The sequence below is a fragment of the Mesorhizobium sp. URHB0026 genome (genome assembly GCF_054059755.1).
The window spans coordinates 4,947,079-4,973,382 of the sequence record NZ_JBSSCN010000001.1; the positions used below are offsets into that span (position 1 = coordinate 4,947,079).

28 protein-coding genes and 1 tRNA gene are annotated in these 26,304 nt (G+C 65.2%); 17 read left to right on the forward strand and 12 right to left on the reverse strand.

Annotated elements, in window-relative coordinates; translation table 11 throughout:
- Window positions 1-2: 2 nt before the first annotated feature.
- From ACVWWD_RS24360 to ACVWWD_RS24370, 3 genes are read left to right on the forward strand one after another with little or no spacing between them, the layout of a single operon-like run.
- Window positions 3-635 carry a precorrin-8X methylmutase gene (locus ACVWWD_RS24360; protein ID WP_352553372.1) on the forward strand — a complete coding sequence of 211 codons (633 nt, stop codon included), beginning with the start codon at window positions 3-5 and terminating at the stop codon, window positions 633-635.
- A complete protein-coding gene (locus tag ACVWWD_RS24365) occupies window positions 632-1,390 on the forward strand; it encodes a precorrin-2 C(20)-methyltransferase (protein ID WP_023769774.1) in 759 nt (252 codons plus the stop codon). The genes ACVWWD_RS24360 and ACVWWD_RS24365 overlap by 4 nt, the downstream gene beginning before the upstream one ends.
- Window positions 1,387-2,151: a precorrin-3B C(17)-methyltransferase gene (locus tag ACVWWD_RS24370; protein ID WP_352576594.1), complete on the forward strand. Its 765-nt coding sequence runs from the start codon at window positions 1,387-1,389 to the stop codon at window positions 2,149-2,151. Before ACVWWD_RS24365 ends, ACVWWD_RS24370 begins: the two co-directional genes overlap by 4 nt.
- Here ACVWWD_RS24370 and ACVWWD_RS24375 read toward each other — a convergent pair.
- Window positions 2,115-2,882, reverse strand: coding sequence for a cobalt-precorrin-6A reductase (locus ACVWWD_RS24375; RefSeq protein WP_352553379.1), 768 nt, complete (start codon window positions 2,880-2,882; stop codon window positions 2,115-2,117). The two genes, ACVWWD_RS24370 and ACVWWD_RS24375, sit on opposite strands and share 37 nt — an antisense overlap.
- Before the next feature lies 1 nt (window position 2,883).
- Here ACVWWD_RS24375 and ACVWWD_RS24380 point away from each other — a divergent pair, with 1 nt between their 5' ends.
- Genes ACVWWD_RS24380 through cobT form a run of 7 tightly spaced genes read left to right on the forward strand, consistent with a single transcriptional unit; the run spans window position 2,884 to window position 9,224 of the window.
- Entirely contained in the window at window positions 2,884-4,125 is a 1,242-nt protein-coding gene (locus ACVWWD_RS24380) for a bifunctional cobalt-precorrin-7 (C(5))-methyltransferase/cobalt-precorrin-6B (C(15))-methyltransferase (RefSeq protein WP_023769771.1), read from the forward strand.
- Window positions 4,122-4,508, forward strand: coding sequence for a cobalamin biosynthesis protein (locus ACVWWD_RS24385; protein ID WP_352551374.1), 387 nt, complete (start codon window positions 4,122-4,124; stop codon window positions 4,506-4,508). The genes ACVWWD_RS24380 and ACVWWD_RS24385 overlap by 4 nt, the downstream gene beginning before the upstream one ends.
- Window positions 4,505-5,269: a precorrin-4 C(11)-methyltransferase gene (gene cobM, locus ACVWWD_RS24390; protein WP_457103458.1), complete on the forward strand. Its 765-nt coding sequence runs from the start codon at window positions 4,505-4,507 to the stop codon at window positions 5,267-5,269. The genes ACVWWD_RS24385 and cobM overlap by 4 nt, the downstream gene beginning before the upstream one ends.
- Window positions 5,266-6,084 (forward strand): uroporphyrinogen-III C-methyltransferase, encoded by an 819-nt coding sequence (gene cobA, locus ACVWWD_RS24395; protein WP_023769768.1) that lies wholly within the window; start codon window positions 5,266-5,268, stop codon window positions 6,082-6,084. The genes cobM and cobA overlap by 4 nt, the downstream gene beginning before the upstream one ends.
- Window positions 6,081-7,394, forward strand: coding sequence for a cobyrinate a,c-diamide synthase (locus ACVWWD_RS24400; RefSeq protein WP_352551371.1), 1,314 nt, complete (start codon window positions 6,081-6,083; stop codon window positions 7,392-7,394). The genes cobA and ACVWWD_RS24400 overlap by 4 nt, the downstream gene beginning before the upstream one ends.
- Before the next feature lie 4 nt (window positions 7,395-7,398).
- Entirely contained in the window at window positions 7,399-8,175 is a 777-nt protein-coding gene (gene cobS / locus ACVWWD_RS24405; protein WP_352551369.1) for an adenosylcobinamide-GDP ribazoletransferase, read from the forward strand.
- A 38-nt stretch (window positions 8,176-8,213) separates the two neighbouring features.
- Window positions 8,214-9,224 carry a nicotinate-nucleotide--dimethylbenzimidazole phosphoribosyltransferase gene (cobT, locus tag ACVWWD_RS24410; RefSeq protein ID WP_352551367.1) on the forward strand — a complete coding sequence of 337 codons (1,011 nt, stop codon included), beginning with the start codon at window positions 8,214-8,216 and terminating at the stop codon, window positions 9,222-9,224.
- A 516-nt stretch (window positions 9,225-9,740) separates the two neighbouring features.
- Here the strand turns inward: cobT and ACVWWD_RS24415 are convergent.
- Window positions 9,741-9,816: transfer RNA gene (locus ACVWWD_RS24415), tRNA-Lys, on the reverse strand.
- Window positions 9,817-9,922: 106 nt separating this feature from the next.
- Entirely contained in the window at window positions 9,923-10,831 is a 909-nt protein-coding gene (locus ACVWWD_RS24420) for a PhzF family phenazine biosynthesis protein (protein WP_352551365.1), read from the reverse strand.
- A gap of 100 nt (window positions 10,832-10,931) precedes the next feature.
- On the opposite strand from ACVWWD_RS24420, the gene ACVWWD_RS24425 reads away from it, so the two are divergent.
- The 4 genes from ACVWWD_RS24425 (at window position 10,932) to ACVWWD_RS24440 (ending at window position 14,513) form a co-directional block, all read left to right on the forward strand.
- On the forward strand, window positions 10,932-12,218 hold the full coding sequence (locus ACVWWD_RS24425) for an efflux RND transporter periplasmic adaptor subunit (RefSeq protein ID WP_457103459.1): 1,287 nt from the start codon (window positions 10,932-10,934) through the stop codon (window positions 12,216-12,218).
- Between the two features lie 4 nt (window positions 12,219-12,222).
- Window positions 12,223-12,930 carry an ABC transporter ATP-binding protein gene (locus tag ACVWWD_RS24430; RefSeq protein WP_023791982.1) on the forward strand — a complete coding sequence of 236 codons (708 nt, stop codon included), beginning with the start codon at window positions 12,223-12,225 and terminating at the stop codon, window positions 12,928-12,930.
- Window positions 12,927-14,144 (forward strand): ABC transporter permease, encoded by a 1,218-nt coding sequence (locus ACVWWD_RS24435; RefSeq protein ID WP_352551361.1) that lies wholly within the window; start codon window positions 12,927-12,929, stop codon window positions 14,142-14,144. Before ACVWWD_RS24430 ends, ACVWWD_RS24435 begins: the two co-directional genes overlap by 4 nt.
- A gap of 129 nt (window positions 14,145-14,273) precedes the next feature.
- Window positions 14,274-14,513, forward strand: coding sequence for a hypothetical protein (locus tag ACVWWD_RS24440; RefSeq protein ID WP_023769761.1), 240 nt, complete (start codon window positions 14,274-14,276; stop codon window positions 14,511-14,513).
- On the opposite strand, the gene ACVWWD_RS24445 is transcribed toward ACVWWD_RS24440, so the two are convergent.
- Window positions 14,510-15,226, reverse strand: coding sequence for a hypothetical protein (locus ACVWWD_RS24445; protein WP_457103460.1), 717 nt, complete (start codon window positions 15,224-15,226; stop codon window positions 14,510-14,512). The genes ACVWWD_RS24440 and ACVWWD_RS24445 overlap by 4 nt on opposite strands.
- A gap of 79 nt (window positions 15,227-15,305) precedes the next feature.
- Window positions 15,306-16,418 (reverse strand): endonuclease/exonuclease/phosphatase family protein, encoded by a 1,113-nt coding sequence (locus tag ACVWWD_RS24450; protein WP_352551357.1) that lies wholly within the window; start codon window positions 16,416-16,418, stop codon window positions 15,306-15,308.
- 191 nt (window positions 16,419-16,609) lie between these two features.
- On the opposite strand from ACVWWD_RS24450, the gene ACVWWD_RS24455 reads away from it, so the two are divergent.
- On the forward strand, window positions 16,610-17,191 hold the full coding sequence (locus ACVWWD_RS24455; RefSeq protein WP_352551355.1) for a BA14K family protein: 582 nt from the start codon (window positions 16,610-16,612) through the stop codon (window positions 17,189-17,191).
- 78 nt (window positions 17,192-17,269) lie between these two features.
- Here the strand turns inward: ACVWWD_RS24455 and ilvC are convergent, their stop codons facing one another.
- From ilvC to ACVWWD_RS24470, 3 genes are all read right to left on the reverse strand, one after another.
- Window positions 17,270-18,289: a ketol-acid reductoisomerase gene (gene ilvC / locus ACVWWD_RS24460; protein ID WP_013531065.1), complete on the reverse strand. Its 1,020-nt coding sequence runs from the start codon at window positions 18,287-18,289 to the stop codon at window positions 17,270-17,272.
- Between the two features lie 24 nt (window positions 18,290-18,313).
- On the reverse strand, window positions 18,314-18,967 hold the full coding sequence (locus tag ACVWWD_RS24465) for a TetR/AcrR family transcriptional regulator (RefSeq protein WP_457103461.1): 654 nt from the start codon (window positions 18,965-18,967) through the stop codon (window positions 18,314-18,316).
- A 148-nt stretch (window positions 18,968-19,115) separates the two neighbouring features.
- Window positions 19,116-19,574, reverse strand: a complete 459-nt coding sequence (locus tag ACVWWD_RS24470; protein ID WP_352551350.1) for a MarR family winged helix-turn-helix transcriptional regulator — start codon at window positions 19,572-19,574, stop codon at window positions 19,116-19,118.
- A gap of 100 nt (window positions 19,575-19,674) precedes the next feature.
- Between ACVWWD_RS24470 and ACVWWD_RS24475 the strand changes: the two genes are divergently transcribed.
- Window positions 19,675-20,409, forward strand: a complete 735-nt coding sequence (locus ACVWWD_RS24475; RefSeq protein ID WP_352551348.1) for a glutathione S-transferase family protein — start codon at window positions 19,675-19,677, stop codon at window positions 20,407-20,409.
- Here the strand turns inward: ACVWWD_RS24475 and ACVWWD_RS24480 are convergent.
- The gene (locus ACVWWD_RS24480) at window positions 20,357-21,622 is read right to left on the reverse strand and encodes an FAD-dependent oxidoreductase (protein ID WP_457103462.1); all 1,266 of its coding nucleotides are present in this window, start codon (window positions 21,620-21,622) and stop codon (window positions 20,357-20,359) included. The two genes, ACVWWD_RS24475 and ACVWWD_RS24480, sit on opposite strands and share 53 nt — an antisense overlap.
- Before the next feature lie 41 nt (window positions 21,623-21,663).
- On the reverse strand, window positions 21,664-22,086 hold the full coding sequence (locus ACVWWD_RS24485) for a winged helix-turn-helix transcriptional regulator (protein ID WP_023769753.1): 423 nt from the start codon (window positions 22,084-22,086) through the stop codon (window positions 21,664-21,666).
- A 135-nt stretch (window positions 22,087-22,221) separates the two neighbouring features.
- Between ACVWWD_RS24485 and ACVWWD_RS24490 the strand changes: the two genes are divergently transcribed.
- Window positions 22,222-23,112: an SDR family oxidoreductase gene (locus tag ACVWWD_RS24490; protein ID WP_023782648.1), complete on the forward strand. Its 891-nt coding sequence runs from the start codon at window positions 22,222-22,224 to the stop codon at window positions 23,110-23,112.
- 34 nt (window positions 23,113-23,146) lie between these two features.
- Here ACVWWD_RS24490 and ACVWWD_RS24495 read toward each other — a convergent pair whose 3' ends face one another.
- Both ACVWWD_RS24495 and ACVWWD_RS24500 read right to left on the reverse strand, forming a co-directional pair.
- The gene (locus tag ACVWWD_RS24495) at window positions 23,147-24,187 is read right to left on the reverse strand and encodes an SDR family oxidoreductase (protein ID WP_352551344.1); all 1,041 of its coding nucleotides are present in this window, start codon (window positions 24,185-24,187) and stop codon (window positions 23,147-23,149) included.
- Window positions 24,188-24,218: 31 nt separating this feature from the next.
- On the reverse strand, window positions 24,219-26,138 hold the full coding sequence (locus ACVWWD_RS24500; RefSeq protein WP_457103463.1) for a potassium transporter Kup: 1,920 nt from the start codon (window positions 26,136-26,138) through the stop codon (window positions 24,219-24,221).
- Window positions 26,139-26,304 lie beyond the last annotated feature (166 nt).

Genomic DNA, 26,304 nt, shown 5'->3' on the forward strand with positions numbered 1-26,304 from the left:
GCATGGCCGCCTACGACTATATTCACGACGGCACGGCGATCTACGAGCGTTCCTTCGCCATCATCCGCGCCGAGGCCGATCTCTCGCGCTTTTCCGAGGCCGAGGCGGATGTCGCCATCCGCATGATCCATGCCTGCGGCCAGGTCGAGGCGGCGAGTCATTTCGTTTTCTCTCCCGACTTTGTCAGCGCCGCGCGCAAAGCCCTGGCCGCCGGCGCGGCGATCTTCTGCGACGCCGAAATGGTCTCGCATGGCGTCACGCGCGCCCGGCTGCCGGCCGGGAATGAGGTGATCTGCACGCTGCGCGACCCGCGCACGCACGACATCGCCAGGGAGATCGGCAACACCCGCTCGGCGGCCGCCATCGACCTGTGGGGCGAGCGCATGGCCGGTTCGGTGGTCGCCATCGGCAACGCGCCGACCGCGCTCTTTTATCTCCTGGAGAAGCTGCGCGACGGCGCGCCCAGGCCGGCCGCCATCATAGGCATGCCGGTCGGCTTCGTCGGCGCTGCCGAATCCAAGGACGCACTGGCCGAGAATTCCTATGGCGTGCCCTATGCCATTGTGCGCGGCAGGCTCGGCGGCAGCGCCATGACCGCCGCCGCACTCAATTCACTGGCGAGGCCGGGCTTGTGAACGCGCTCCCCAAAGGCCGTCTCGTCGGCGTCGGCACCGGTCCCGGCGACCCAGAATTGTTGACGCTGAAGGCCGCGCGGGTGCTGGCCGAGGCCGATGTCGTGGCGTATTTCGCCAAGCGCGGCAACAACAGCAATGCACGCGCCATCGTCGAGGCGCGCTTCCGGCCTGACATGCTGGAACTGCCGCTGCTCTATCCCGTGACCACCGAGATCGACAAGGATCACGACGACTACCGGTCGCAGATCACCGGCTTCTACGAGGAGTCGGCGGAACAGGTCGCCGAGCACCTCGACGCTGGCAGGTTGGTTGCCGTGCTGTCCGAGGGTGATCCGCTGTTCTACGGCTCCTACATGCACCTGCATGTCCGCCTTGCCCATCGTTTCCACACCGAGGTCATCCCGGGCATCACCGCAATGTCCGGCTGCTGGTCGCAGACCGGTGTGCCGATCGTCCAAGGCGACGACGTGCTGACCGTGCTGCCCGGCACGATGAGCGAGTTCGAGCTGACGCGCCGCCTCGCCGACACCGATGCCGCCGTCATCATGAAGGTCGGCCGCAACCTGCCCAAGATCAGGCGCGCGCTTGAGGCGACCGGCAAGCTGACGCGCGCCGTCTATGTCGAGCGCGGCACCATGGCCGGCAGCGTCTCGATGAAACTTGCCGATAAGCCGGACGACAAGGCGCCCTACTTCGCCATCGTGCTGGTTGCCGGCTGGTCCGGTCGGGCAAGCGCGGCTGGAGCCCAGATATGAGCGGCCGTCTCACCGTCATCGGCCTCGGGCCCGGCAATGCCGACCAGGTCACGCCGCAAGCCACCCACGCTATCGCCGAGGCAAAATTCTTCTATGGCTACAAGCCCTACCTCGACCGGCTCGAGCTGCGCCCGGACCAGACCCGCGTCGCTTCCGACAACCGCGAGGAACTCGCCCGCTCCAAGGATGCCCTGACCAAGGCTGCCGAGGGCCACGACGTTGCCGTGGTGTCCGGCGGCGACCCCGGCGTCTTTGCCATGGCCGCAGCGGTCTGCGAGGCCATCGAGGCCGGCCCGGCCGAATGGCGCACGGTCGACGTCGCCGTCGTGCCTGGCGTCACCGCCATGCTCGCGGTCGCCGCCCGCATCGGCGCGCCGCTTGGCCACGACTTCTGCGCCATTTCGCTGTCCGACAATCTGAAGCCTTGGGATCTGATCGAACTGCGCCTCCTGGCGGCAGCCGGCGCCGGCTTCGTCATCGCGCTCTACAATCCGATCAGCAAGGCGCGCCCCTGGCAGCTTGGCCGCGCGTTCGAATGCCTGGCCGCCATCCTGCCCGGAACGACGCCGGTGATCTTCGGCCGCGCCGCCGGCCGGCCGGATGAACGCATCGAGGTCTATCTGCTGGCCGATGTCGACGCCGAAAAGGCCGACATGGCGACCTGCATCATCATCGGTTCGCCGGAGACTCGGATCATCAAGCGCGGCGAAAAGCCGGCGCTGGTCTACACGCCGCGCTCGGCCTCGGGCTCGACCAAATGACGCACCATCCCGGCCAGCGCTTCGACGGTTTCAGCCGAAGGCACATCCGGCAGGACGGGCCTGCGAACCATCATCACCTCGATGCCGAGCCCCCTGGCAGCGGCAATCTTCCCGTATGTCGCCGCGCCGCCGCTGTTCTTCGACACCACGACATCGATACGATGCTTTTCGAGCAACACGCGCTCGTCGGTCTCGCCAAACGGCCCGCGCGCCAGCAGATAGTCGGCATCGGGCACAACCAGCTTCGGCTCGACCGGATCGACGCTGCGGATGAGGTAGTGGTGCTGGGGTGCGGCCTCGAAGACGGCGACCTCCTGCCGGCCAAGCGCCAGAAACACGCGGCGCGGCACATCGCCAAGCGCCCGCGCCGCCCCGGCAACGCTGTCGATCTCAAGCCAGCGGTCACCCTGGGCAGCTTCCCAGCCTGGACGCCGCAAGGCAAGGATCGGCATGCCGGTGGCGCGTGCTGCTTGCGCGGCATTGGCGGAGATACGCGCCGCGTAGGGATGCGTGGCGTCGATCAGCAGACCAGTGCCTGCCTCCCTGAGATAAGCGGCCAAACCGTCGGCACCGCCGAACCCACCACTTCGCACGGGCACGCCTTGCGCGACGGGGTTTCCCGTACGGCCGGCCAGCGACAGCGTGACCGAGCAATCGGCGCGCGCCGCCAGTTTTCCGGCCAGTTGCCGGGCTTCGGTGGTGCCGCCGAGGATCAGAATACGGTGGGTCATCATGCCTGCTGAGGGTCCCCGCGCCGCCAAGCCCAACCCGAGATGGCTCACAATCATCGGCATCGGCGAGGACGGTTTAGCGGGTCTCGGCGACGAGGCCAAGCGGCGGATCGCCGAGGCGGAGTTCATCTTCGGCGGCAAGCGGCACCTGGCGCTCGTCGCTTCCTTCGCCAAGGGCAAGCCGCGTCCCTGGCCGGTTCCTTTCGATGCAGGGATGACCGATGTCCTGGCGCTTGCCGGCAGGAACGTCTGCGTGCTCGCCTCCGGTGACCCGTTCTTCCACGGGGTCGGCGCCACCCTCGCCCGCAAGGTCAAGCCGCGCGAGATGAATGTCATATCAGCGCCGTCCGCGATGTCGCTGGCCGCGGCGCGGCTTGGCTGGGCCCTGCAGGATATCGAGACCATCTCACTGCACGGCCACCCGATCGACCTCATCCGCCCGCTGCTGCAGCCCAACGCCCGCATCCTGGCGCTGACATCCGATGGCTTTGCTCCGGCGGCAATTGCCCGGCTGCTCGCCGAACTCGACTTCGGGGCTTCGCGCCTGACGGTGCTGGAGGCGTTGGGCGGGCCGAAGGAGACATTGCGCTCGGCTCGCGCCGATGCCTTCGACCTCCAAAACATCAATCCGCTCAATGTCCTGGCTATCGAAATTGATTCGGCCACGCAGGCGCGTGTGCTGCCGCTCACATCCGGCCTCGCCGACCATCTGTTCGAGCATGACGGCCAGATCACCAAGCGCGAAATCCGCGCTATCACCCTGTCGGCGCTGGCGCCGAGGCGCGGCGAATTGCTGTGGGATGTCGGCGCCGGCTCGGGCTCGATCGGCATCGAATGGATGCTCGCCCACCCTTCGCTGCGCGCCATCGCCATCGAGGCCGACCCGGCTCGCGCCGCCCGCATCGCCCATAACGCCGTCGCCTGCGGCGTTCCCGGCCTCGTCATTGTGGAAGGCAGCGCGCCCAAGGTCCTGGCCAGACTGGAGACACCTGATGCCATCTTCATCGGCGGCGGCGGCAGCGACGCCGGCGTCTTGAATGCCGCCATCAGAGCCTTGCGCGCAGGCGGCCGTCTTGTCGCCAACGCGGTGACGTTGGAAATGGAAGCCCTGCTCCTCGCCCAGCACACAAAGCGCGGCGGAGACCTCACCCGCATCGGCATCTCCCGCGCTTCGCCGGTCGGCTCCATGCAGGCATGGCGGCCGGCCATGCCCGTCACGCAATGGAGTTGGGTGAAGCCATGATGGTCGCGGGCATCGGCAGCCGAAGGGGCGTCACCGTCGAGGACGTGCTCGCGGCGATAGAAACAGCGCTCGAAGCGCATGGCCTGGCGATGTCGGCTCTTTCGGCACTGGCCACCGCGGCGCTCAAGAAGGATGAGGAAGCCATCGCCGCCGCAGGTCGCAAGCTGAACCTTCCCGTCATCATCGTTGATGACGCAGCCCTACAGGCCGCCTCGCCGGGGACGCTCACCAGCTCCAGCCTCTCGCGGGAGCTGGCGGGCACACCATCCGTCTCGGAAGCCTCGGCCCTTGCCGTCGCTGGCAAAGGCGCGACGCTGCTCGGTCCCCGCACCGTGCTCGGTCCGGTCACCTGCGCCATCGCCATCAGCGGAGACGCGCCATGACCGTCCATTTCATCGGCGCCGGGCCAGGTGCGGCCGACCTCATCACGCTGCGTGGCGCAAGGCTCTTGGCGCGTTGCCCGGTCTGTCTCCACGCCGGCTCCATCGTCGCGCCGGAATTGCTGCAGCATTGCGCGCCGGGAACGAAGCTGATCGATACCGCGCCGATGTCGCTCGACGAAATCGAGGCTGAATATGTGGCCGCCGACATGGCCGGCCATGATGTTGCCCGCCTGCATTCCGGCGACCTGTCGGTGTGGAGTGCCGTCGCCGAGCAGATCCGCCGGCTGGAAAAGCATGGCATCCCCTACACGCTGACGCCGGGCGTCGCTTCCTTCGCGGCCGCCGCCGCCGCACTTCGCCGCGAGCTGACCATCCCCGAAGTCGCGCAAAGTCTGGTGCTGACCCGCGTGTCAGGACGTGCGTCGAAAATGCCGCCCGGCGAAACGCTGGCCGGTTTCGGCCGCACCGGCGCCACGCTGGCCATCCACCTTGCCATCCACGCCATCGACCGCGTCGTCGCCGAGCTGACGCCGCACTATGGTAGCGATTGCCCGGTGGCGATCGTCTTCCGCGCCTCCTGGCCGGACGAGCGCGTGCTGACCGGCACGCTGGAAACGATCGAGGCGCTACTGGCCGCCGATCCAATGGAGCGCACGGCGCTCATATTCGTCGGCCGTTCGCTGGCGGCACAAGATTTCGGCGAGAGTTCATTGTACGACGCCCATTACCAGCGGCGTTTTCGCGGACGGGACGGATTGTGAGCGCCAGCACTGGAAATAACGGCGAAAACGCCACGCTCGAACAGGCGCTGGCACGGCTGAACTTCAAGCCGCGTCCGCTGGAGCCGGGCCATGTCTGGCTGGCCGGCGCCGGTCCCGGCGATCCCGGCTGCCTGACGCTGGAGGTGCTGGCGGCACTGGCCGAGGCGGATGCGCTGGTCTACGACGCGCTGGTTTCGCCCGATGTGGTTGCTATTGCCGGAAGCGCCGAGCTTTTCTTCGCGGGAAAACGCGGCGGCCAGCCATCGATGAAGCAGGACGACATCACCGCTCTGCTGGTGCGGCTGGCGCGCGAAGGCCGCCGCGTCGTCAGGCTGAAAGGCGGCGATCCCTATATTTTTGGCCGTGGCGGCGAAGAGGCGCTGGCGCTGGCGCGTCAAAACATCCCTTTCCGGGTGCTGCCCGGCCTGACCTCAGGTCTCAGCGCGCTCGCCGCGACCGGCATTCCAGCCACCATGCGCGGCATCAACAAGGCTGTCATTCTGGCGACCGGCCACGCCGCCGGCACCGATGACGATCTCGACTGGGCGGCGATCGCCCGCACCGGCCAGCCGGTCGTCGTCTATATGGGCATGGCAAATCTGCCTCTCATAGCAGCCGCCCTGCTCGACGGCGGACTGGCGCCATCGACACCGGCGGCCATAATCGTCGCCGCGACGACGCCGCGGGAAAGGACCGTCATAGCCACGCTCGCCACCATTGCCGGGGCAGCGGCGGCGGCCGGGCTCGCCTCGCCGGCATTGATCGTCGTCGGCGGCATCGTCGCCATGCGCGCGGCACTGGCGGGCGGGGCATGACGGCCCGGGCGATCATCATCGGCGCGCCGCGCTCCGGTTCGGGCAAGACCAGCGTCACCATCGGCATCCTGCGCGCACTCACCCGGCGCGGCCTGAAAGTGCGCGGCGCCAAATCCGGCCCTGACTATATCGATCCAGGCTTCCACACCGCCGCCACCGGCCTGTCCGGCGTCAATCTCGACAGCTGGGCGATGTCGCCGTCGCTGCTCAATGCGCTGGCCGCACAAGCAGCCGACGACACCGATTTCGTCATCCTCGAAAGCGCCATGGGCCTGTTCGACGGCATCCCGGCCTCGCCTGGCCGCACCGGTTCGGCTGCCGATCTGGCCCGGCTTTACGGCCTGCCGGTGCTGCTGGTGCTCGACGTCTCCGGCCAGTCGACGACGGCTGCGGCCGTCGCCAAAGGTTTCGCCACTTACGACCCTGATGTCCGCATGGCCGGGGTCGTGCTCAACCGGCTGGGCAGCGAGCGCCATCGCAAGCTGTCCGGCGACGCCATCGAGGCGATCGGCCTGCCTGTCGTCGGCGCCATTTTACGCGACCCCTCGCTTAATTTGCCCGAACGCCATCTCGGTCTCGTCCAGGCCGGCGAATATGAAGACCTGATGGCGCACCTCGACCGGCTCGCCGACATGGCGGAAAAGTCGCTCGACCTCGACGCGGTCATAGCGCTGGCAACACCTCTCGTCCCGGCGGTCGGCGATTTCGCCGACGCGCTGCGGCCGCCTGGCCAACGCATCGCGCTTGCCGAGGATGCCGCCTTCACCTTCCTCTACCCGCACGTCGCCGCCTATTGGCGCAAGGCCGGCGCGGAAATCGTCCCGTTCTCGCCGCTCGCCGACGAAGCGCCGGACGGGGATTGCGACGTCTGCTGGCTGCCCGGCGGCTATCCCGAGCTTCATGCCGGCAAACTCACCGCCGCCGTGAATTTCCATGCGGGGATGGCACGTTTCGCCACGACAAAGCCGATCCATGGCGAATGCGGTGGCTTCATGGTGCTTGGTGAAGCGCTGGAGGATGCATCAGGCGAAACGCATCCCATGCTCGGCCTGCTCGGCCATTCCACCAGCTTCGCCAGGCGCAAGATGAACCTTGGCTACCGCGAGGCACGGCTGCGCGCCGACTGTCCGCTGGGTTCGCAGGGCGCGCTGATCCGAGGTCACGAATTCCACTATGCGCAGATGACGGCCACCGGCAATGACGAGCCTTTGGCCGATCTCGCCGATGGCCAGGGCAATCCGCTCGGCGCCTCCGGCTACCGGCGCGGCCATGTCAGCGGCACCTTTTTTCATGCCATTGCGAGGAGCTAGGGCGATGAAGCTCCCGAAAATCACCCTGTCGCCCCGGCAAGTCCTCGACGACATCGCGCTCTGCCTGGTTTTTTTCACCCGCCTGCCGCTGCCAGTGTTCGATTTTCGTGGCCGGGGCCTCGCCGCCGCGATCTGGGCCGCCCCGATTGCCGGCCTTGTCGTCGGCTTGATCAGCGCCATCGTCTTTGCCACGGCGGAACGGTTTGGCCTTGCCATTGGCTCGTCGGCCGCCCTTGCCCTTGTTGCAACCGTGGCTACCACGGGCTGCCTGCATGAGGATGGATTGTCGGACGTCGCCGACGGCTTCGGCGGCGGCAAGTCGCGCGGGCGCAAGCTCGAGATCATGCGCGACAGCCGCATCGGCGCTTATGGCGCCGTGGCGCTGGCGCTATCGCTGCTGATCCGCTGGAGCGCGCTGTCGCAAGTGGTCGAACCCACACAGGCCCTGTTTGCTCTCGTCGCGGCGCACGCAGCCTCGCGTGGCGTGCTCGGCGCCTTCATGCATCTCTTGCCACCGGCGCGGTCCGACGGCCTATCGGCTGGCGCCGGCACCGTTTCGCTCGAAACGGCAATAGCCGGAGCCGTGCTCGGCGCGATTCCGCTGCTCCTGCTGGGGCTTGGCGGCGCCACTGCCGCGCTCATCCTGCTCGGCCTGTTCTTTGCCGCCTTCCACGCCCTTTGCCTCAACCAGATCGAGGGCCAGACCGGCGACACGGTTGGCGCCTTGCAACAGTTGAGCGAAATCGCGGTGCTTCTCATCGCTTCCGTCGCCCTTTCCTGACCCCCTTGACCTGATTCCCTTCCGGAGACCTTCCCCCCATGCCCTTCAAATCCCTCGATGAATTGCGCGCCGCCTGCCTCGATCTGCCCGCCGGCAGCGATACCGCTGCAAAGGCCGTTGCACACCGCCAGGACACGCTGACCAAACCGCAAGGCAGCCTCGGCAAGCTCGAAACGATCGCCGCCTGGCTGGCGCGCTGGCAAGGCCGCGACATGCCCAGGCTCGACCGGGTGAAAGTATTCGTCTTCGCCGGCAACCACGGCGTCACCGCGCAGGGCGTGTCGGCCTACCCCTCCGAAGTCACCGTGCAGATGGTGGCGAATTTTGCCGGCGGCGGTGCCGCCATCAACCAACTCGCCCGCATCGCCGGCGCCGAACTCGACGTCATCCCGCTCGATCTCGATCATCCAAGCGGCGATTTCACGCAAGTGGCGGCAATGGATGAGAAGGCCTTCCTCGCCGCTGTCTCGGCGGGCTATGACGCCATAACGAAAGACCTCGACCTGGTCTGCTTTGGCGAAATGGGCATCGGCAACACCACGCCGGCGGCCGCTATTTCGGCGGCGCTATTCGGCGGTGGGGCGGAAAAATGGACGGGGCGCGGCACCGGCGTCGACGATGCCGGCCTGAAGCGCAAGGTGGTCGCCATCGAAGCCGGCCTGAAGCGCCATGCCGCTGCCCTTGCCGACCCGTTGGGGGTCGCTGCCAGCCTCGGCGGACGCGAACTCGCCGCCATCTTCGGCGCCACGCTCGCCGCCCGTCACCTCGGCATACCCGTGCTGCTCGACGGCTTCGTCTGCACCGCCGCCGCCGCGCCGCTGGCGAAGCTGCACCCAACTGGCCTCGCCCACACGATTGCTGCTCACGTCTCAGCCGAATCGGGCCACCGCGGCCTGCTCGAAGCGCTCGCCCTGCCGCCGCTGCTCGATCTCGGCATGCGGCTAGGCGAAGGTTCCGGTGCATGCCTCGCCGTCAACATCGTCCGCTCGGCGCTGGAGTGCCACGCTCGCATGGCGAGCTTTGCCGAGGCGGGCGTGTCTGAGAAGTAGTCACCAGCGTCAACCGTGGATAAAAGCTTTTCCGGGCGGCGATCTTCCGTTTCTTGCAGTTATTCAGTAACTCTGGTGGATGAAAAACTTGATCCCCTCGCTGCTGCCGCCACTATCGCCGTGCTGCTTGCCGGTATAATTTGGCGTAGCGGGTTTTCGGGTGACGGACCCGGAGACATCCTCCTTGTCCTCTTCCTCATATTGGTCCGGTGGCTCATCAGGGACTTTTCACGAGGAAAGGCCAGCGTTGATGCTGGTCGTCAGAACGCGCACAACGGCATTGGTTTCCGTTTCGGCAAGTTTCTGAATCGCGTTTTTCGGTCGCGGCAATCGCGGTCTTTGACCAACTCGGCTGCCCAACTCGGCTGCCCCAACTCGGCTGCCCCAACTCGGCTGCAAAGTCCGACGGCTCGCCCCACAGGCGGCCCGGCTGCGAAGGCAGCCGAATAGTGACGAAACGAGCGCGGCTATTGAACCGGCTTATTCCAAGGTCTTTCCACCAAATCCAAGGATTTTTGGTGGGTGCGCACAGGATTGAACTGTGGACCCGCTGATTAAGAGTCAGCTGCTCTACCAACTGAGCTACGCACCCACTCGACCGGCAAAAACCGGCGTTGGCGGGCATATAGCCGCCGATACCGGTCCTGTCCAGCCCTGCTGGAATCATTTCCCGACAAATCGAGCGGGGCTTTCTCCAATCAGACGAAAAGCTTGCCTTCCGCCACCTTGATCGCATGCCCGCCAATGCGCGCGGACGCCAGTTTTCCGCCTTGCACTGTCAGTTCGAGGCGGATGCGCGACGGCCGGCCCATCTCCAGTCCCTGTTCGATCCATAGCTGCGAAACCCCGTCCGTCGGGCCGTCGAAATGCATGATGGCGCCGGCGAAGGCCGCCGCCGCCGAACCGGTCGCCGGGTCCTCGTAGGAAGGCGTGCCGGGAACGATCATGCGGACATGGAAAGCGCTTTCGTGGTTCACCGTTTCGCGGCAATAGACGTACGGGCTGGCGAAGGCCCATTCGCTCTTGCGCGGCGCCAGTTCGGACCACGCCTGGTTGTCCAGCCGGATGCGGCCCGCCGCTTCGAGATTGGCGACCGGAATAGTCACATAGGGCACGCCGGCCGACCAGAAGGCGACGCGGTGATTCTCGAAGCCGATCTCGTGCGGCGCCAGGCCAAGGGCAGCGCCGATCGCCTCCGGATCGGCCTCCAGCTTCAGCGGCTCCGGCAATTTCGCCAGGTCGAACTCGGCGAAGGTGGCGCCATCGTGCGTGCTGACCGCGCAACGCACCGGGCCGATGTTCTCTTCGAGCACGAAGATGCCGGCGCCGCCCTCGCCCGCCAGTTCGGCTAGCGCGATCGCCGAGCCCACCGTCGGATGGCCGGCGAACGGCATTTCATAGTCGGGCGTGAAGATGCGGATGCGGTTGCGGTGCTTGGGATTGTCCGGCGGCAACACGAAAACCGATTCGGACAGGTTGAACTCGCGCGCGATGGCCTGCATCGCGGCCGTGTCCAGACCCTTGCAATCCAACACCACCGCCAGCGGGTTGCCGGCCAGTCGCTCGGTCGTAAACACATCGTAAAGCAAGTAATTCCGGGTTTGCATCCTTGCCTCAATCCCAACATGGGCGAAATTTAATTTGATATTCGAACCGGTAAGCCTGATCTGTGCACAGACAGGGACATACGCATCATAGGGGTCCGACGTGGACCAGATTGTCAATCTGCCAAAGGCGGAATCGGATTCCGCCATCGAGACGGCGCTTGGGCTAGACCAGACCGGTCGACGCAGGACGCGCCGGCGTGGCTGGCTCTATGCGTTGCTGACCCTTGTCGTGCTTGCCGCCGGCCTTGGCCTCTATCAATGGTATGCGGGCACGCCGACCAGGACTGACTATACCACGGTGCCGGCCGCCAAGGCCGACCTCACCGTCCAGGTGTCGGCGACAGGCACGCTGCAGCCGCTCACCCAGGTCGACATATCAAGCCAGCTCTCAGGCATCATACGCTCGGTCGCCGTCAACGAGAACCAGCAGGTCAAGAAGGGCGACGTGCTGGCGGCCCTCGACACCGCCAAGCTGCAGGTCCAGATCGAACGCGCCGAAGCGTCCGCGAAGGGGGCGGCCGCCAATGTGGAGGACGCCAGGGTGACGCTCGCCGAGAACGAGAGTGCGCTTGTCCGCGCCGCGGCCCTGACCAAGCGCGGCATGGCAACCGACCAGTCGCTCGAGGCAGCGACCGCGGCGCGCGACCGTTCCAAGGCGGCGCTCGAAAGCGCCGAGGCCAATCTCGCCATCGCCAATGCCGATCTCAAGTCGCAGCAGACCGACCTTGCCAACAGCACCATCTACGCGCCGATCGACGGCATCGTGCTGACGCGTTCGGTCGACCCCGGCCAAACGGTCGCCTCCTCGCTGCAGGCGCCGGTCCTGTTCATCATCGCCGCCGATTTGAGGAACATGGAACTGGTAGCGGCGGTCGACGAAGCCGATATCGGCGCGGTCAAGTCGGGCCAGCATGCCCGCTTCACCGTCGATGCCTTCCCGGAGCGGCCGTTCGATGCCGAAATCCGCGACATCTCCTATGCCTCGGTCACCACGGACGGCGTCGTCACCTACAATGCGCGGCTCGAGGTCGACAACAATGAGCTTCTGCTGCGTCCCGGCATGACCGCCACCGTTTCTGTGGTCACGCGGGAAGCCAAGGGCGTGCTCACCGTGCCCTCGTCCGCTTTCCGCTATCGCCCGGCGCAGCAAGCGGCGCGCGGCTGGAGCCTGAGCGACCTGTTCACCGGCCGCATGGGCCGCGGCAATCGCCAGCGCCAGGCGGCGAAGGCCCCGACCGATGGGTCCCGTACGCTCTATGTGCTGGAGAACGGCCGCCCGCGCCCGGTCAACGTCAAGATCGGTTCGACCGATGGCGAACTGACCGAGATCACCTCCGGCCTGGAGGAAGGCGCGCAGATCATCACCGCTTCGCAGTCGCGGAGCTGAGCCAGTGGCCGCGGGCGCCCCCCTCATCACCTTCGACAAGGTTTGGAAAAGCTACGGCCAGGGCGAAGCCAAGGTGCATGCGCTGGCCGGAGTCGACCTTGCCATCCAGCGCGGTGAATTCGTCGCCATCATGGGACCATCGGGCTCCGGCAAGTCGACGGCGATGAACATCATCGGTTGCCTCGACACGCCGACGGCCGGGACCTATTCCTTCATGGGCGTCGATGCCGGCCGGCTCGACCGCAACCGCCGTGCCATGCTGCGCAACCTCTATGTCGGCTTCGTCTTCCAGGGCTACAATCTGTTGGCGCGCACCACCGCGGCCGAAAATGTCGAGCTGCCGCTGATCTATCGCGGCGTCGCCGCCCGCGAGCGCCGCGACCTTGCCATGCAGGCGCTGGCCGAGGTCGGCCTTGTCGGCCGGGAGCATCATACGCCAGCCGAATTGTCGGGCGGCCAACAGCAGCGCGTGGCGATCGCACGCGCCATCGTCACCAGGCCGACGCTGCTCGTCGCCGACGAGCCGACCGGCAATCTCGACACCGCACGCACGCATGAGATCATGGAGTTGCTGACGCGGCTCAACAAAGAGCTTGGCCTGACCGTCACCATGGTCACCCACGAAGCCGATGTCGCCGAATATGCCGAGCGCACCATCCGCTTCCTCGACGGCCATGTCGCTTCCGACACCATGAATATGGAGATGGCATGATCTGGGAAACCGTCCGCCTCTCGATGCGCTCGATCCGCCGCAACGTGCTGCGCTCGTTCCTGACCTTGCTCGGCATCGTCATCGGCGTCGCCGCCGTGATTGCCATGCTGACCATCGGCTCCGGCACCACGCAAAAGGTTAAGTCCGACATTTCCAAGCTCGGCAGCAATCTGCTGGTCGTCCGAGCCGGGCGCCCGGCCGGCCCCGGCGGTCCGGGCGGGCTCGACCAGGCGGTGCGGCCGCTGGCGGAAAAGGATCTGGCGGCGCTGGTTGCGCATCTCACCGGCGCCCGCGCCATCTCGCCGGCCGCGCAAAAGCAGGTGCGCGTCATCTTCGGCACCGAGAGCCTGACCTCTGGCGTCACCGGCACCGACAGCGCCTATCTCGACGCACGCGACTGGAAACTGGTGTCCGGCCGCCCCTTCAGCGATTCCGAAACCCGCTCGGGAACCGGCGTCTGCCTGATCGGCGAGACGGTGCGCCAGCAGTTCTTCGGCGCCGGCGATCCCGAGGGTGAGATCATCCGCGTCAACCGCACCTCCTGCAGGATCATCGGCCTGCTCGAGCCGAAAGGCTACACCGGCTTCGGCCAGGACCAGGACAATGTCGTGTTGATGCCGCTCGCCGCCTATCAGCGCCGCATCGCCGGCAATCGCGACATCGACAACATCTACATCGCCGCCGACGACCGCACGCCGACCAGCGAGTTGCAGCCGCGCGTCGAGGATATCCTGCGCGATGCGCGCCGTATCACGCCCGACCGCGAGAGCGATTTCGGCATCCGCGACATGACCCAGATCGCCGACGCCATGGCCAGCGCCACCACCACCATGACCGGCATGCTGGGCGCGGTCGCCGGCGTCAGCCTGCTGGTCGGCGGCATCGGCATCATGAACATCATGCTGGTGTCGGTCACCGAGCGCACGCGCGAGATCGGCATCCGGCTCGCCATCGGCGCGCACGAAAAGCACATCCTCATCCAGTTCCTGGTCGAGGCGACGGTGCTGTCGCTGCTTGGCGGCATCATCGGCATCCTGATTGGGCTGGCGCTGGCCGGCCTTGCCTCGGTGACGCTCACCATACCTTTCGCGCCAAGCCCGGCCGTCATTCTGCTTGCCGTCGGCTTCTCGGCGCTGATCGGCATGGTCTTCGGCTTCTTCCCGGCGCTGCGCGGCGCCAGGCTCGATCCTATCGACGCCTTGCGGCACGAATAGCGGCCGAGCCACTCCGCCGCGATCAACAGCTTTCCCCAAGCTTGCACGCTTGCCTGCACCGGCACCGACAGCACTGTCGCGCGCCGGTCGATGATGCTAAGGCAAGACATTTCCAGTCGAGGGACATGCATGAGCAAGAAGGCACGTCTAACCCTGGTGATGGTGATCATCGAGGCCGCCCTTGCAGGCATATGGTGGTACCTCGCCCGCTACGGCATGGCCAATCCCGATCGGGTCACATCGGATTTCCAGGCGGTCGTCGGCCAGACGATGGGCATGGCGATGGGTGGGCTACTGGGCATCGGTTTCATCTTGTTTTTCGTCGCCGCCCGCAACGACAGCAAGGCAGCGCAAGACAAGATGCGTTAGCCCTCGCGCGCGAAATGCCACTCGATCAGCGGCTTCATGTGCGGCGACAGGCCGTCCGGCAGGTCGCCGGCATGGCGGATGATCACCGGCCCCTCGATCTCCGGGTTGGCTTCGGTGGCGACGAAGGCCGAGATTCGTCGCGCGATCTCATCGGCGGGCGCGTCGACATGATAGCGGCGGAAGATGACGGTGCCGCTTGCCGTCGACAGGGCGTGCCAGCGCACACCACGCCTGGCGTTCGACAGGTTTAGGCCGGTCTCCTCGCGCACCTCCCGCATCATGTTGAAATCGACATCGACGAGACCGTCGCGGAAATCGATCGGCTCGAAGGAACCGGCGGCGAAATAGACCCGGCCGGCATTGACGGTTCGCGGTCCCATGCGGATCGCCACCAGCGCGTTGTCGCCGGCCACCAGCACGGCATGGGCATAGGCGTGTTCGGCGCCGGAATTCTCGCGCCGCTTCCGCCATAGCATGAAGGTCGAGTAGTTGACCGCATGGCAGCTGCCGATGAGGCTGCGGTCGCGATAGGCAAGTTCGGAAAGCAGCACCACAGTGCCGTCGAACAGCGCCGGATTGGCCTCGATCTCACTCTGCCAGTTCTCGGCAATCGCCGCCAGATTGTCGACAGCGAATGGATGCGGTGCGGCATCGAGACGGACGTCGATGGCGTCGACAGGCAGGATGACATTGCGCGGAAGATCGAAGCTCATGCGGATCAGGCCCCGATCCTGCCCATCAGGTCCATACTCCTCATCAGCCCCATACTCGTCATCAGGCCCATACTCGTCATCAAGCGATGTCCAGCGTGATCGCCACCGGGCAGTGATCCGAAGCCTTGGGCCGATCCCAGCCGGCGCGCGGGAAGCGCTCGACTTCCTGCCCCGCGGGAAAGATCGTGCGCCAGGGCTGGCCGTTGCGGATGATGTCGGGAACGGCGGTGGCGTTCTTCGCCGCCAGCCCCTTTGACAGCAGGATATAGTCGAGCTGGCACAGATGCCGCTCTTGCGGCCCGCGTGTGTGATAAAAGGTCCAGCGGTTCATTTCCGGCCGCCGCTCGACCACATTTTCACAGAAGCCGCCCGCCGTCAGCACATTGACGCAGGACAGGTTCTCGTCGACCACCTCGAAACGGTAGCCGTCGACCTCATCGCCGGCGACCTTCACCCGCTGGCGGTAATCGTTCATGTCGCCGCAGATCGCCCAGCGCTTGTCGGCCGCGTACTCCGCCCCGAAACGCTCCTCGATGATGCGCCGCACGGCCTTCGCCTCCGCGACGCGGACCGGCATCGTCGCCTCGCGTCCGTCGAGCCCGTTGCGGGGCGAGCCCATGGACTTGAAATGCACGAGATAGAGCGTCAACGGCACGCCGCCCACCGTGATGTCGACCTCCAGGCAGTCGCGCCGGTAGATGCGTTCATTGGGCTGGTTGCCGAGGGCCGCCAGCTCCGGCGTATGCAACCCGAACTGCTCGTAGGTGACATAGGCGTGGCTGGTCATGCGCACGAATTCGATCGGCTGTCCCTGCGCGGTCTCGTTGCGCATCATCACCGCGACATCGATGCCGCGCGAATCATTGCCCGACGTGGTGTATTTCTGGCGGTAGCCCTGCCCCACCATCTTGAACAGATAGCCGTACTCGAAGGCCTTCAAGGCCTCGATGTTGTCGACCTCCTGCATGCAGATGATGTCGGCACGGGCGGCGGCAATCGCCAACGCCGTCAGCTGCCGCGTGTCGTCGGATTGCGCGATGGCGCGCGCCTGTTCCAGCATCTTGTACTCGGCCTCGCTCTGGATATCGAAGAGCGCCAGCGTGCGATCCTCGTTGAGCTGGTTGCGAAAGCCGGAAAAATCGAACCTGTTCATCAGGTTCTCGACATTGAAGGTGGCAAGGCGCAGCGACATGCGCTGACCTTTGCCTGCAAGAGCGGCGGAAGACAAGATCGCGCGGGACCACAAGCAGGGATCCCTTGGTCCTGATGGCCTTCGCGCTGTGGTTGACGGAACCTTTCCGTTCATCCGCCGTTCAGACGCAAAGGTCCACGGTAAGCCCATTGCCAGGGTAGGCGTGGGGCCTGTTCTCTTGGAGAAGTGCAATGAACGCGCTCTTTTCTTCCACTGTCAAATCCGGGCTGATAGCGCTCGGTATTGTCTCCGGCATCACGGCGCCATCCGCTGCCGGGCCGATTCTGCAGCCGGATGTGTCGATCCCGGCCAGCACCTCCGCGCCCACGGTCACCCCGGTCCGCGAGGGCTGGGCTGGCGGCAACAACGGCGGCGATTGGAGATGGCGCCGGTCAGGCAATTGGAACGGCCGCCACTGGAATGGCGGAGATAACTGGAGCGGCCGCCACTGGAACGGTGGTGGCAACTGGAACGGCGGCGACAACTGGCGCTGGCGCCATGGCCGCCATCATTATCGTGGCGGGCGCTACTACGATGATGGCGCTGCCGCAGTCCTCGGTCTCGGCCTGGGGCTCGGCCTCGGCAGCATGTACAACAACTACAACAACTACGATTACTATGCGCCGGCGCCGCGCCGCTATTATCGCGCCGGCCGGCTGTCGAACGCCCATGTGCAATGGTGCTACAACCGCTACCGCTCGTATCGCGCCTACGACAACACGTTCCAACCCTATAACGGCCCGCGCCAGCAGTGCTGGTCGCCCTATAGCTGAGCTGCCTGCGGCCGATACCAGAAATGAAAACGGCGCCACGTGGCGCCGTTTTCATTATTGATCGCGAAGCGCGAATCCTCAGTTCTTGGCCTTGTCGACCAACTTGTTCTTGGAAATCCACGGCATCATGGCGCGCAGCTTGGCGCCGACTTCCTCGATCTGGTGGCTGTCGTTGTTGCGGCGGATGCCCTTGAAGCGCGACATGCCGGCGCGGTATTCCTGCATCCATTCCGAGGTGAACTTTCCCGTCTGGATGTCCTTCAGCACGCGCTTCATCTCGGCTTTGGTCTCGGCGGTGATGATGCGCGGACCCGACACATATTCGCCCCACTCGGCGGTGTTCGAGATCGAGTAGTTCATGTTGGCGATGCCGCCTTCATAGATCAGGTCGACGATCAGCTTGACCTCGTGCAGGCACTCGAAATAGGCCATTTCGGGCGCGTAGCCCGCTTCCACCAGCGTCTCGAAGCCGGCGCGGATCAGTTCGACCAGGCCGCCGCACAGCACGACCTGTTCGCCGAACAGGTCGGTCTCGCATTCCTCGCGGAAATTGGTCTCGATGATCCCCGAACGGCCGCCGCCGACGCCGCAGGCATAGGACAGCGCGAGATCGAGCGCGTTGCCTGAGGCGTCCTGATTGACGGCGACCAGGCACGGCACGCCGCCGCCCTTCTGGTATTCGCCGCGCACCGTGTGGCCCGGGCCCTTCGGCGCGATCATAACGACGTCGACGGTCGACTTCGGCTCGATGAGGCCGAAATGCACGTTGAGGCCATGCGCGAAGGCGATCGCGGCGCCGTCGCGGATGTTCGGCGCGATCTCGTTCTTGTAGATGTCGGCCTGCAATTCGTCGGGCGTCGCCATCATCATCAGGTCGGCCCATTTGGCGGCGTCGGCGACGCTCATCACCTTGAGCCCGTCGGCCTCGACCTTCTTGGCGGTCGCCGAGCCGGCCTTGAGACCGATTGCGATCTCCTTTGCGCCGGAATCCTTGAGGTTGAGCGCATGCGCCCTGCCCTGGCTGCCATAGCCGATGATGGCAACCTTCTTGCCCTTGATCAGGTTGAGATCGGCATCACGATCGTAATAGACACGCATTTTACTTCCTTCCCGTTTTGAAGATCAAAAGCCTTGAGGCCCGTTTTTTGCTCCGAAAAGAGCGAGAAACTGATGCGTCGCGCGGATGGCATCGCCGCCGATCGCCGCCTCAGTCAATTCCAGCCGGTCGCCGAGCAGCAGGCGGATCTGCACATCCCGGCCAACCAGCCCGAAAAAGGTACGGAAGGCCGTCTCGGCATCCGCAAATTCAAGCAGCCCGGCCTGCCGGCCGGCTTCCAGCACCGGCTTCAGCCGCTTGGCCAGTGCAAAGCGCCCATTCTCCAGCACGACGGCGCCGAGATTGTCCTTCCCCGAACCGGCATGGCCGACCGCCACCCTATTGAGCGCGATCGACGTATCGCTGGAGATCACCTTCAACCAGTCGGAGGCAAAGCGCTCCAGGCTCGCCATGAGCGAGGCAAGGTCAAGCCCCTTGCCGTCGACCGAAGCCACCCGCACTTTCGAGGCCTGCCACTGCACGGTCGCCGTCAAGAGCCCGTCGCGGTCGCCGAACCATTTGTAGAGGGTTTCCTTGGAACAGCTCGCGCGGCGCGCCACGGCGGTCATGGTCAGATGATCGCCCTCCTCGACCAGCAGCCGCAAAGCCGCATCCAGAACGGCCTGCTGCCGCTCCGTAAGCGCCTCGCTGTTGTCAATGTCGGGCACGCCTTGCAACACGCTCTTCCCTCGGCAGGACAAAGCAGGCGTGAATTCGACCTGCCGTACCGTACGTTACGGTTCGGCATATTGCGCAATCCGGTGAGCAGCGCAAGGGCAAAGAAGAAAAATCCGCCGATGTTCCGCGCAGCCGCGCAAATCCGGATGCTCAGTCCGTAGTAGGCGGATGACGCAGGCGGCCCAGAAGTGCCGAGATCATGCTCAGTTCATCCGGCGAGAGTTTGGCACCAACCAGTTCCTCGATCGACCTGCCGTAGATCGCCCACATGCGGCGGCGCGTCTCACGTCCCTTGGCCGAGACGCGGATGGTCTGGCCGCGGCCATCGTCGGCCACCGGCAGTTTCTCGACCAGCCCGTCGGCCTCGAGCCGGGCCAATAGCCGCGAGATGTTGTACTGCGCGAACAGGGTGCGTTCAATCAATTGAAACGGCCGCAACCCGCCCTCTCCGGCCTCCGCAAGCTCATGCAGCACGTCGTACCAGGCGAGCGGCGGCAGGCCGCCCTCCTTCAGCGCGTCTTCGGCCCGTTCCATTAGTTGGCGCGAAACCCGCATCAGGCGGGCCCAGGCCTTGATGGTTTCAGGCGAAGGCTTGGCTTTTTCCGTCATGGCTTACCATAGGCGATAGATGCAGATGCATCAAGCTTGACGTTCAATGCACATGCATCTACATAAATGCAATTGCATCGACCTCGAAAGGCACATTCCTATGGAACCCGCCGACACCCTCGTTCTCATCAGCCATTTGCTCTGCCCCTATGTCCAGCGCGCCGCGATCTCGCTGGCCGAGAAAGGTGTGCCCTTCGAGCGGATCGACATCGACCTTGCCGACAAACCGGACTGGTTCAAGGCGATCTCGCCGCTCGGCAAGGTGCCATTGCTGCGCGTACGGCAAAATGGCGACGAGACGATAATCTTCGAATCCGCGGTCATCCTCGAATTCCTCGAGGAAACGCAGGCCAATCCCCTCCACCCCGCCGACCCCTATGCACGCGCCCGGCACCGTGCCTGGATCGAGTATGGCTCAGCCATCCTCAACGCCGTCGGCCGGTTCTATTCAGCGCCGAGCGAGGCCGGCTTCCTCGCCGAATCCAGCGCGCTGTCGGCGATGTTCGACCGTATTGAGGCTGAACTGCCGGGCGGCTTGCCGAGTGGGCCATGGTTCGCTGGCAGGCGCTTTTCCCTCGTCGATGCCGTTTACGGTCCGGTCTTCCGCTACCTCGAAGCCTTCGATCGGATCGGCGATTTCGGCATTCTTGACGGCAAGCCGCTTGTCCAGGCCTGGCGCGGAGCGTTGAGTGACCGCCCGTCGATCAGGCAGGCCGTGGCGCCGGACTGTCCGCAGCGCCTGCATGCCTTCCTGCGGGCGAAGCCATCCTTTCTATCGAGCCTCATTCGGCAAGGCGATCCGGCCATCGCGCTTCGGCAAGCCCAGCCGGCGTGAACGGATCGATCACCGTGCCGGCGACCATCGCGGCCAGCAACCGCGGCGCCGGCGGGATCTTGGCGATCGTCGCCACCAGCCTGTCGCGGATGAAGGGCAGCGCCACCGAATCCGACTGGTAGAAGGGCGTGAACGCCAGCGACAGCGCCTGAAAGACCCGCACATGCCGGCGCCGGGCTCGCGCATAAGCTTCCAGCGCTGTCTCCAAGCCGTCCGCTCGCGCCAGCGCATAGTTAAGTGCCGCGGCGTCGAGCAGCGCCATGTTGGCGCCCTGGCCAAGCTGCGGGCTGGTGGAATGGGCGGCGTCGCCGATCACGGCCAGCCGCCGGCCAACCGGAAACTTCATCGTGTGATGGCCGTAGCGGGCCAGCGAGAGCTGGTCGAAACTGTCGATCTGACTGGTGAACGCCTCGGCCTGCGGCCACAGCCGCACCACCCTCTCCTTCCAGGTGTCGAGACCGCTGGCGCGCACCGCGTCGGCATCGGCCGGCTTCAGGCTCCAGAAGAACGCCGCCGTCTTCTCGGCGCCCGGCTGGGGCCGCCCGATCGGCAGCACGCCGATCATCACGTTGGCCTTGTCGTAGCGCTGCAGAAGCGCGTGCTCGTCGAAGCCCTCGCCGCGCCAGCCGAGCGATGCCCAGAACGCGCCATAGGTGAGTGGCCTTGGCTCGTCTTGATTGCCGATGCTCTGCCGCAGCTTGGAGCGCGCGCCGCTGGCGTCGACAATCAGATCGAACGGCCCTGCCTTTCGTCCATGACCTCTGATCAGGGTGACCCGCTCGCCGGTCTCCAGGGTCTCGATTTCGACGCCGGTCTCTATGGGGATCGCCTCGCGCCGGGCAGCGCGAAAGAGTACGCCGAACAGGGCGGCCCTGTGCACCGCCAGGCCGAAACGGTTGCCGCGCTCGGCATCGTAGCGGACATCGAGGACGGTGCGGCCGCTCGAGGCATCGACGCCATGCAACCGATCGATCCTGCTGCCCAGCGCCATGATGTCGTCGAGCAGGCCGAGTTCGGCGAGCACCGTCAGCCCAGTCGGCTGCAGGATCAGCCCGGAGCCTACCGGCCTCGGTTCCTCGAAGCGCTCGAAGATGGTGACGCGGTGGCCGGCGCGCTTGACATAGAGCGCCGCGGCGAGCCCGGCCGGACCGGCGCCGGCGATTGCGATATCGTAGGAAATGCCGCTGCCCCCAAGCCGAACTGGCCGGGACAATCCTTCAGCCGCCGGATGAAATCAAGTCGCGACGCCGAGCGCTACCCGGCTGGTAAAGCCTGCGTCGAATCGAAGGCAGTGCGCGCGCCGCGCACAGCATCATGGTTGTTTTCGGCCCACTGCAGCAGATACTGCAAAGCGTCGAACATCGATCGCCCAAGGTCGGTCAGGCTGTATTCGACACTGGGCGGCTTGGTCGCAAACACCTCGCGGCGCACATAGCCGTCGCGCTGCAGATCGTGGAGCGTCTGGGTCAACATGCGCTGTGAGATATCGGGAACCAGCCGCCGCAGCTCGCCGAAGCGATAAGGCTGCTCGGCCAGCGCTGCCGTCAGCAGCGAACTCCATTTGCCGTTGAGTCCCTGGATGACATCGCGGACCGGGCAATCGGCAATGTTTCCGCCGTCGGTCATCGCTTTGTAGACTTCGAGTTTGGATTTCAGATTGACGGTCCGGCTGTCCATGGCTGGTTCCCTGCGTGTGCCTACCTCCCCAAAAACTGCCTTCTTTACGGCATCGGGTCAATTCCTATTTTAGTGCTGGTCTCTTTTTGAGACCACCACCCGAACCGCCCTTCCGGCGCAATGTCAGGATTCCCCATGACCGCAACTCTTCTCGTCACCGGCGCGTCCGGCCAGCTCGGCCGCAGCGTCATCAACCATCTGCTGGACACGTTCGAGGTGCCGGCGGCCCGGATCATCGCCACGACCCGCACGCCCGCCAACCTTGCCGACCTGTCGGCGCGCGGCGTCACTGTTCGCGAGGCCAATTTCGACGATCGGGCCTCGCTTGCCAAAGCCTTCGCGGGCGCCGACCGGGCGCTCATCATCTCGACCAACGAACTCGCGATCCAGGGAAAGCGTCGCGAGCAGCAGCTTGCCGCCGTCGCGGCGGCCCGGCAGGCTGGTGTCGGCCACCTGCTTTACACCTCGTTGCCCAACACCGAACCTGGTTCCGCCGTGCTCTTTGCTCCCGACCACTACGACACCGAACAGGCGATCAAGGCCAGCGGCATTCCCTACACCATCTTCCGCAATGGCTGGTACGACGAGAACCTGTTCATGGCGATGCCCCAAATCCTCGCATCGGGCCAATGGTATACGTCGGCGGCCGACGGCGCTATTTCCTATGGCGCCCGTGACGACCTCGCCGCGGCCATAGCCGGGGGGCTGGCTTCGGATAACACCGAAAGCACGACTTACACGCTGACTGGCCCCAAGGCCTATACATCAGCCGAAGTTGCCGTGCTCGTCACCGAAGTCACAGGCAAGCCGATCCAGGTCGTCCAGCTCTCCGATGAAGCGCTGACCGAGGGCATGAAGGCAGCCGGACTTCCCGAGCCGATTGCCAGGCTCCTGGTGTCCTTCGACGCCGCCACGCGCGCCGGCGACCTTGGCATGGTAACGGACTCGGTAGAGACACTTTCCGGTCGGAAATCGGTACCGCTGAAGCAGTTCCTCGAGGCCAACAAGGCCGCACTGGCGGGTTGATATCAGCGCGGCGGGAAGTCTTTCTCCCGCCGCGCTATTTCAGGGTCTTGACCAGCCCGAGCCGGACCAGGCTTTCTGCGGTGGCGGCCAGCGCGTCTTCGCGCGAGCGCGGCGCCCAGCCGAGCATGCGCGCCGCCTTGGCGTTGGTGGCGTTCTTGACCTTGCCGAGTTCCGTCACGAGTTGCGCGGCTTCCGCGTTGAACAGCCCCACTACCCGCACCAACCAATCGGGAAGCTCCCGCGTAGTGACCCGCGAGGCGGCCGCGCCGAGCCGCGTTTTCACCGTCTGGGCGATCTCCCTCACGGTCATGAAATCGCCGGCAACGGCCAGGAAGCGCTCGCCACTGGCGGCGGGATTGGTCATTGCGCGCACATGCAGGTCCGCCACGTCGCGCGCGTCGACCACGCCGAAGGACAGGCGTGGCAACCCGGGCATCGCACCGTTCATCATGCGCTGAACAAATTCGGTGGAGGTAGAATGGTCGGCCCCGAGCACGGGTCCGAAAATGCCGACCGGATTGACGACGGCCAACTCCAACCTGCCGCCCTCGGCGGCGATGAAATCCCAGGCCGCGCGCTCGGCAAGCGTCTTCGATTTCACATAGGCGCTGACCTTGGCCGTCGGATCTGTCCAGCTCTCCTCGTTGAAAGGCCGGTCGCCGGGCGGCATCTTGCCATAGCCTATGGCGGCGAAGGACGAGGTCAGCACAAGGCGTTTGACGCCAGCGTCTCGCGCCGCCCTGAGTACGCGCAACGCGCCTTCGCGAGCCGGGATGATCAGGTCGTCCTCATGCTTCGGCACGCCGGGCGGAAATGGTGACGCGACATGCAGGACATAGTCGCAGCCGGCGACAGCGTCGGGCCAGCCCGCATCGCTCATGAGGTCGGCGATGGCAAAGGAAAGCCTGTCGCCCGGCTCGCCGCCGCCGGCCTTGAGCATGGCGATAACGTCGGCTTCACGCTTGGCGAAGCGCACCGTCGTGCGCACGCGATAGCCCGCCTTCAACAGGGCAAGAATACAGTGCGCCCCGAGGAAACCCGATCCGCCGGTGACAAGCACCAATTCGCCGCCCATGGCCGCCTCCCCGTTCAGGCGATCCAACTCGTCAGATCGCCACCTGCGTGCCGATTTCTACCACACGTCCGGTCGGGATCTGAAAATACTCCGTCGCATCGGCCGCCGAGCGCGCCAAGCCGATGAACAGCCTGTCCTGCCACACCGGCATGCCTGAATTGGGCGAGGCCTTGAGCGACCGCCGCGAAAGGAAGAAGGACGTCGTCATGATGTCGAACTTCCAGCCTTGCTTGCGGCAGATCGCCAGCGCTCGTGGAATGTTGGGCTGTTCCATGTAGCCGAAGGTCAGCGTCACCCGCATGAACAACTCGTTGACCGTCTCCATCTTGACGCGTTCGCTGTCGGGCACGACGGGCTGCGGCGCGGTCACCACCGAAAGGATGACGTTCTGCTCGTGCAGCACCTTGTAGTGCTTGAGGCTGTGCATCAGCGCGGTTGGCGCGCTGAGCGGATCGCTGGTCAGGAACACCGCGGTGCCGGACACCAGCTGCGGCTTCTTCTTCAACAGATTGCCGGCGAGGAAATCGAGCGGGATTTCGTTGCGCCGGGTCTTGTCGAAGAGATAGCGGCTGCCACGCACCCAGGTCCACATGCCCAACACGATCGTGAAGGCCACCACCAGCGACGCCCAGCCGCCTTCGAACACCTTGACGATGTTGGAGGCGAAGAAGCCGACGTCGATGAAAGCGAACAGTACGGTCAGCGGGACCGCGACCGACAGCTTCCATTTCCAGATACGGGTCATGACCACATAGAGCAGGACCGTCGTCACCAGCATGTTGCCGGTCACCGAGATGCCGTAGGCGGAGGCCAGCTTGCTGGACTCGCCGAAACCGACCACCAGCATCATCACCACCAGCGCCAGCAGCAGGTTGACGCGCGGCATGTAGATCTGGCCGGACTGCTTTTCCGACGTGTGCAGGATTTCGAGCCTTGGCAGCATGTTGAGCTGCACGGCCTGTCGGGTCAGCGAAAAAGCCCCTGAAATGACCGCTTGGCTGGCAATGACCGTCGCCGCCGTCGCCAGCACCACCATCGGGATCAGCACCCAACCCTCGTTCATTTCGAAGAACGGATGGCCGACCACGCCGTTCTTCGCCAGCACGAACGCGCCCTGCCCGGCATAATTCAACAGCAGGCAGGGGAACACGATCCATAGCCAGGCGAGCACGATGGGTTTGCGTCCGAAATGGCCGAGATCGGCGTAAAGCGCCTCGGCGCCGGTGACGGCAAGGAAGATGGCGCCGATGGTGACGAAAGCCACATCGGGCGAATGGATCAGGAAGGCGACGATATAGTGCGGGCTGACCGCCCACAGGATCTCCGGATCGGCGATGATGTGCTTGAGACCGGAAAGGCCGATGGCCAGGAACCATATCGCGGTCACCGGGCCGAAGACCAGCCCGACGCCACCGGTGCCGAAACGCTGAACCGCGAACACCATGGCGAGGATGACCAGCGTCAATGGCACGACATAGGGCTGGAAGGTGGGGGTGACGACATTCATGCCCTCGACCGCCGACAGCACCGAAATCGCCGGCGTGATGACGGCGTCGCCGAAAAACAGCGAGGCGCCGACGATGCCGATGCCGAGCATCAGCGCCGAGCGTTTCGGAAAACTGCCGCGCGCCAGCGCCATCAGCGACAGCACGCCGCCCTCGCCGCGATTGTCGGCACGCAGCACGAACATGATGTATTTGATGGTGACGATGATCGTCAGTGACCAGATGATCAGCGACAAAACGCCAAGAATGTCGCCACGGTCGGCAACTTGCCCGCCCGACGACGCGACCAGCGCCTCGCGGAACGCATAGATCGGGCTGGTGCCGATATCGCCATAGACCACGCCGAGCGCGCCCAGCATCAACACCTTGGCGCTGTGCTGTTCGATTTCGGGATGGCTCGATTGGTCGACGGGTTCTGCCTCACTACCAGCACTGGCAAGGGCCATGTACGACACTCCGATAAACGCGCGGTGCTCTACGCTTGCTGCAATGCAATATCAAGTGCCGTAACGTTATGGCACTCATGTCTGCAGCGCGCGGCTTCTTGTGGGCGACGTCGAGCGAATGCCGGTCGATGCGACATTCGCGGGCTCATGTCCGGATCCATGGAAA

Coding starts and splice junctions, on each gene's coding strand:
- ACVWWD_RS24470 (WP_352551350.1), bottom strand. CDS start 19,574: ATGACGGAAAAAGCCAAGCCTTCGCCTGAAACCATCAAGGCCTGGGCC.
- ACVWWD_RS24500 (WP_457103463.1), bottom strand. CDS start 26,138: ATGGCCCTTGCCAGTGCTGGTAGTGAGGCAGAACCCGTCGACCAATCG.
- ilvC (WP_013531065.1), bottom strand. CDS start 18,289: ATGCGTGTCTATTACGATCGTGATGCCGATCTCAACCTGATCAAGGGC.
- ACVWWD_RS24440 (WP_023769761.1), top strand. CDS start 14,274: ATGAGCAAGAAGGCACGTCTAACCCTGGTGATGGTGATCATCGAGGCC.
- ACVWWD_RS24375 (WP_352553379.1), bottom strand. CDS start 2,882: ATGACCCACCGTATTCTGATCCTCGGCGGCACCACCGAAGCCCGGCAA.
- cobM (WP_457103458.1), top strand. CDS start 4,505: ATGACCGTCCATTTCATCGGCGCCGGGCCAGGTGCGGCCGACCTCATC.
- ACVWWD_RS24420 (WP_352551365.1), bottom strand. CDS start 10,831: ATGCAAACCCGGAATTACTTGCTTTACGATGTGTTTACGACCGAGCGA.
- ACVWWD_RS24370 (WP_352576594.1), top strand. CDS start 1,387: ATGAGCGGCCGTCTCACCGTCATCGGCCTCGGGCCCGGCAATGCCGAC.
- ACVWWD_RS24380 (WP_023769771.1), top strand. CDS start 2,884: ATGCCTGCTGAGGGTCCCCGCGCCGCCAAGCCCAACCCGAGATGGCTC.
- ACVWWD_RS24495 (WP_352551344.1), bottom strand. CDS start 24,187: ATGGGCGGCGAATTGGTGCTTGTCACCGGCGGATCGGGTTTCCTCGGG.
- ACVWWD_RS24450 (WP_352551357.1), bottom strand. CDS start 16,418: ATGTCGCTGCGCCTTGCCACCTTCAATGTCGAGAACCTGATGAACAGG.
- ACVWWD_RS24475 (WP_352551348.1), top strand. CDS start 19,675: ATGGAACCCGCCGACACCCTCGTTCTCATCAGCCATTTGCTCTGCCCC.
- ACVWWD_RS24490 (WP_023782648.1), top strand. CDS start 22,222: ATGACCGCAACTCTTCTCGTCACCGGCGCGTCCGGCCAGCTCGGCCGC.
- cobS (WP_352551369.1), top strand. CDS start 7,399: ATGAAGCTCCCGAAAATCACCCTGTCGCCCCGGCAAGTCCTCGACGAC.
- ACVWWD_RS24445 (WP_457103460.1), bottom strand. CDS start 15,226: ATGAGCTTCGATCTTCCGCGCAATGTCATCCTGCCTGTCGACGCCATC.
- ACVWWD_RS24455 (WP_352551355.1), top strand. CDS start 16,610: ATGAACGCGCTCTTTTCTTCCACTGTCAAATCCGGGCTGATAGCGCTC.
- ACVWWD_RS24385 (WP_352551374.1), top strand. CDS start 4,122: ATGATGGTCGCGGGCATCGGCAGCCGAAGGGGCGTCACCGTCGAGGAC.
- ACVWWD_RS24360 (WP_352553372.1), top strand. CDS start 3: ATGGCCGCCTACGACTATATTCACGACGGCACGGCGATCTACGAGCGT.
- ACVWWD_RS24400 (WP_352551371.1), top strand. CDS start 6,081: ATGACGGCCCGGGCGATCATCATCGGCGCGCCGCGCTCCGGTTCGGGC.
- ACVWWD_RS24485 (WP_023769753.1), bottom strand. CDS start 22,086: ATGGACAGCCGGACCGTCAATCTGAAATCCAAACTCGAAGTCTACAAA.
- ACVWWD_RS24435 (WP_352551361.1), top strand. CDS start 12,927: ATGATCTGGGAAACCGTCCGCCTCTCGATGCGCTCGATCCGCCGCAAC.
- cobT (WP_352551367.1), top strand. CDS start 8,214: ATGCCCTTCAAATCCCTCGATGAATTGCGCGCCGCCTGCCTCGATCTG.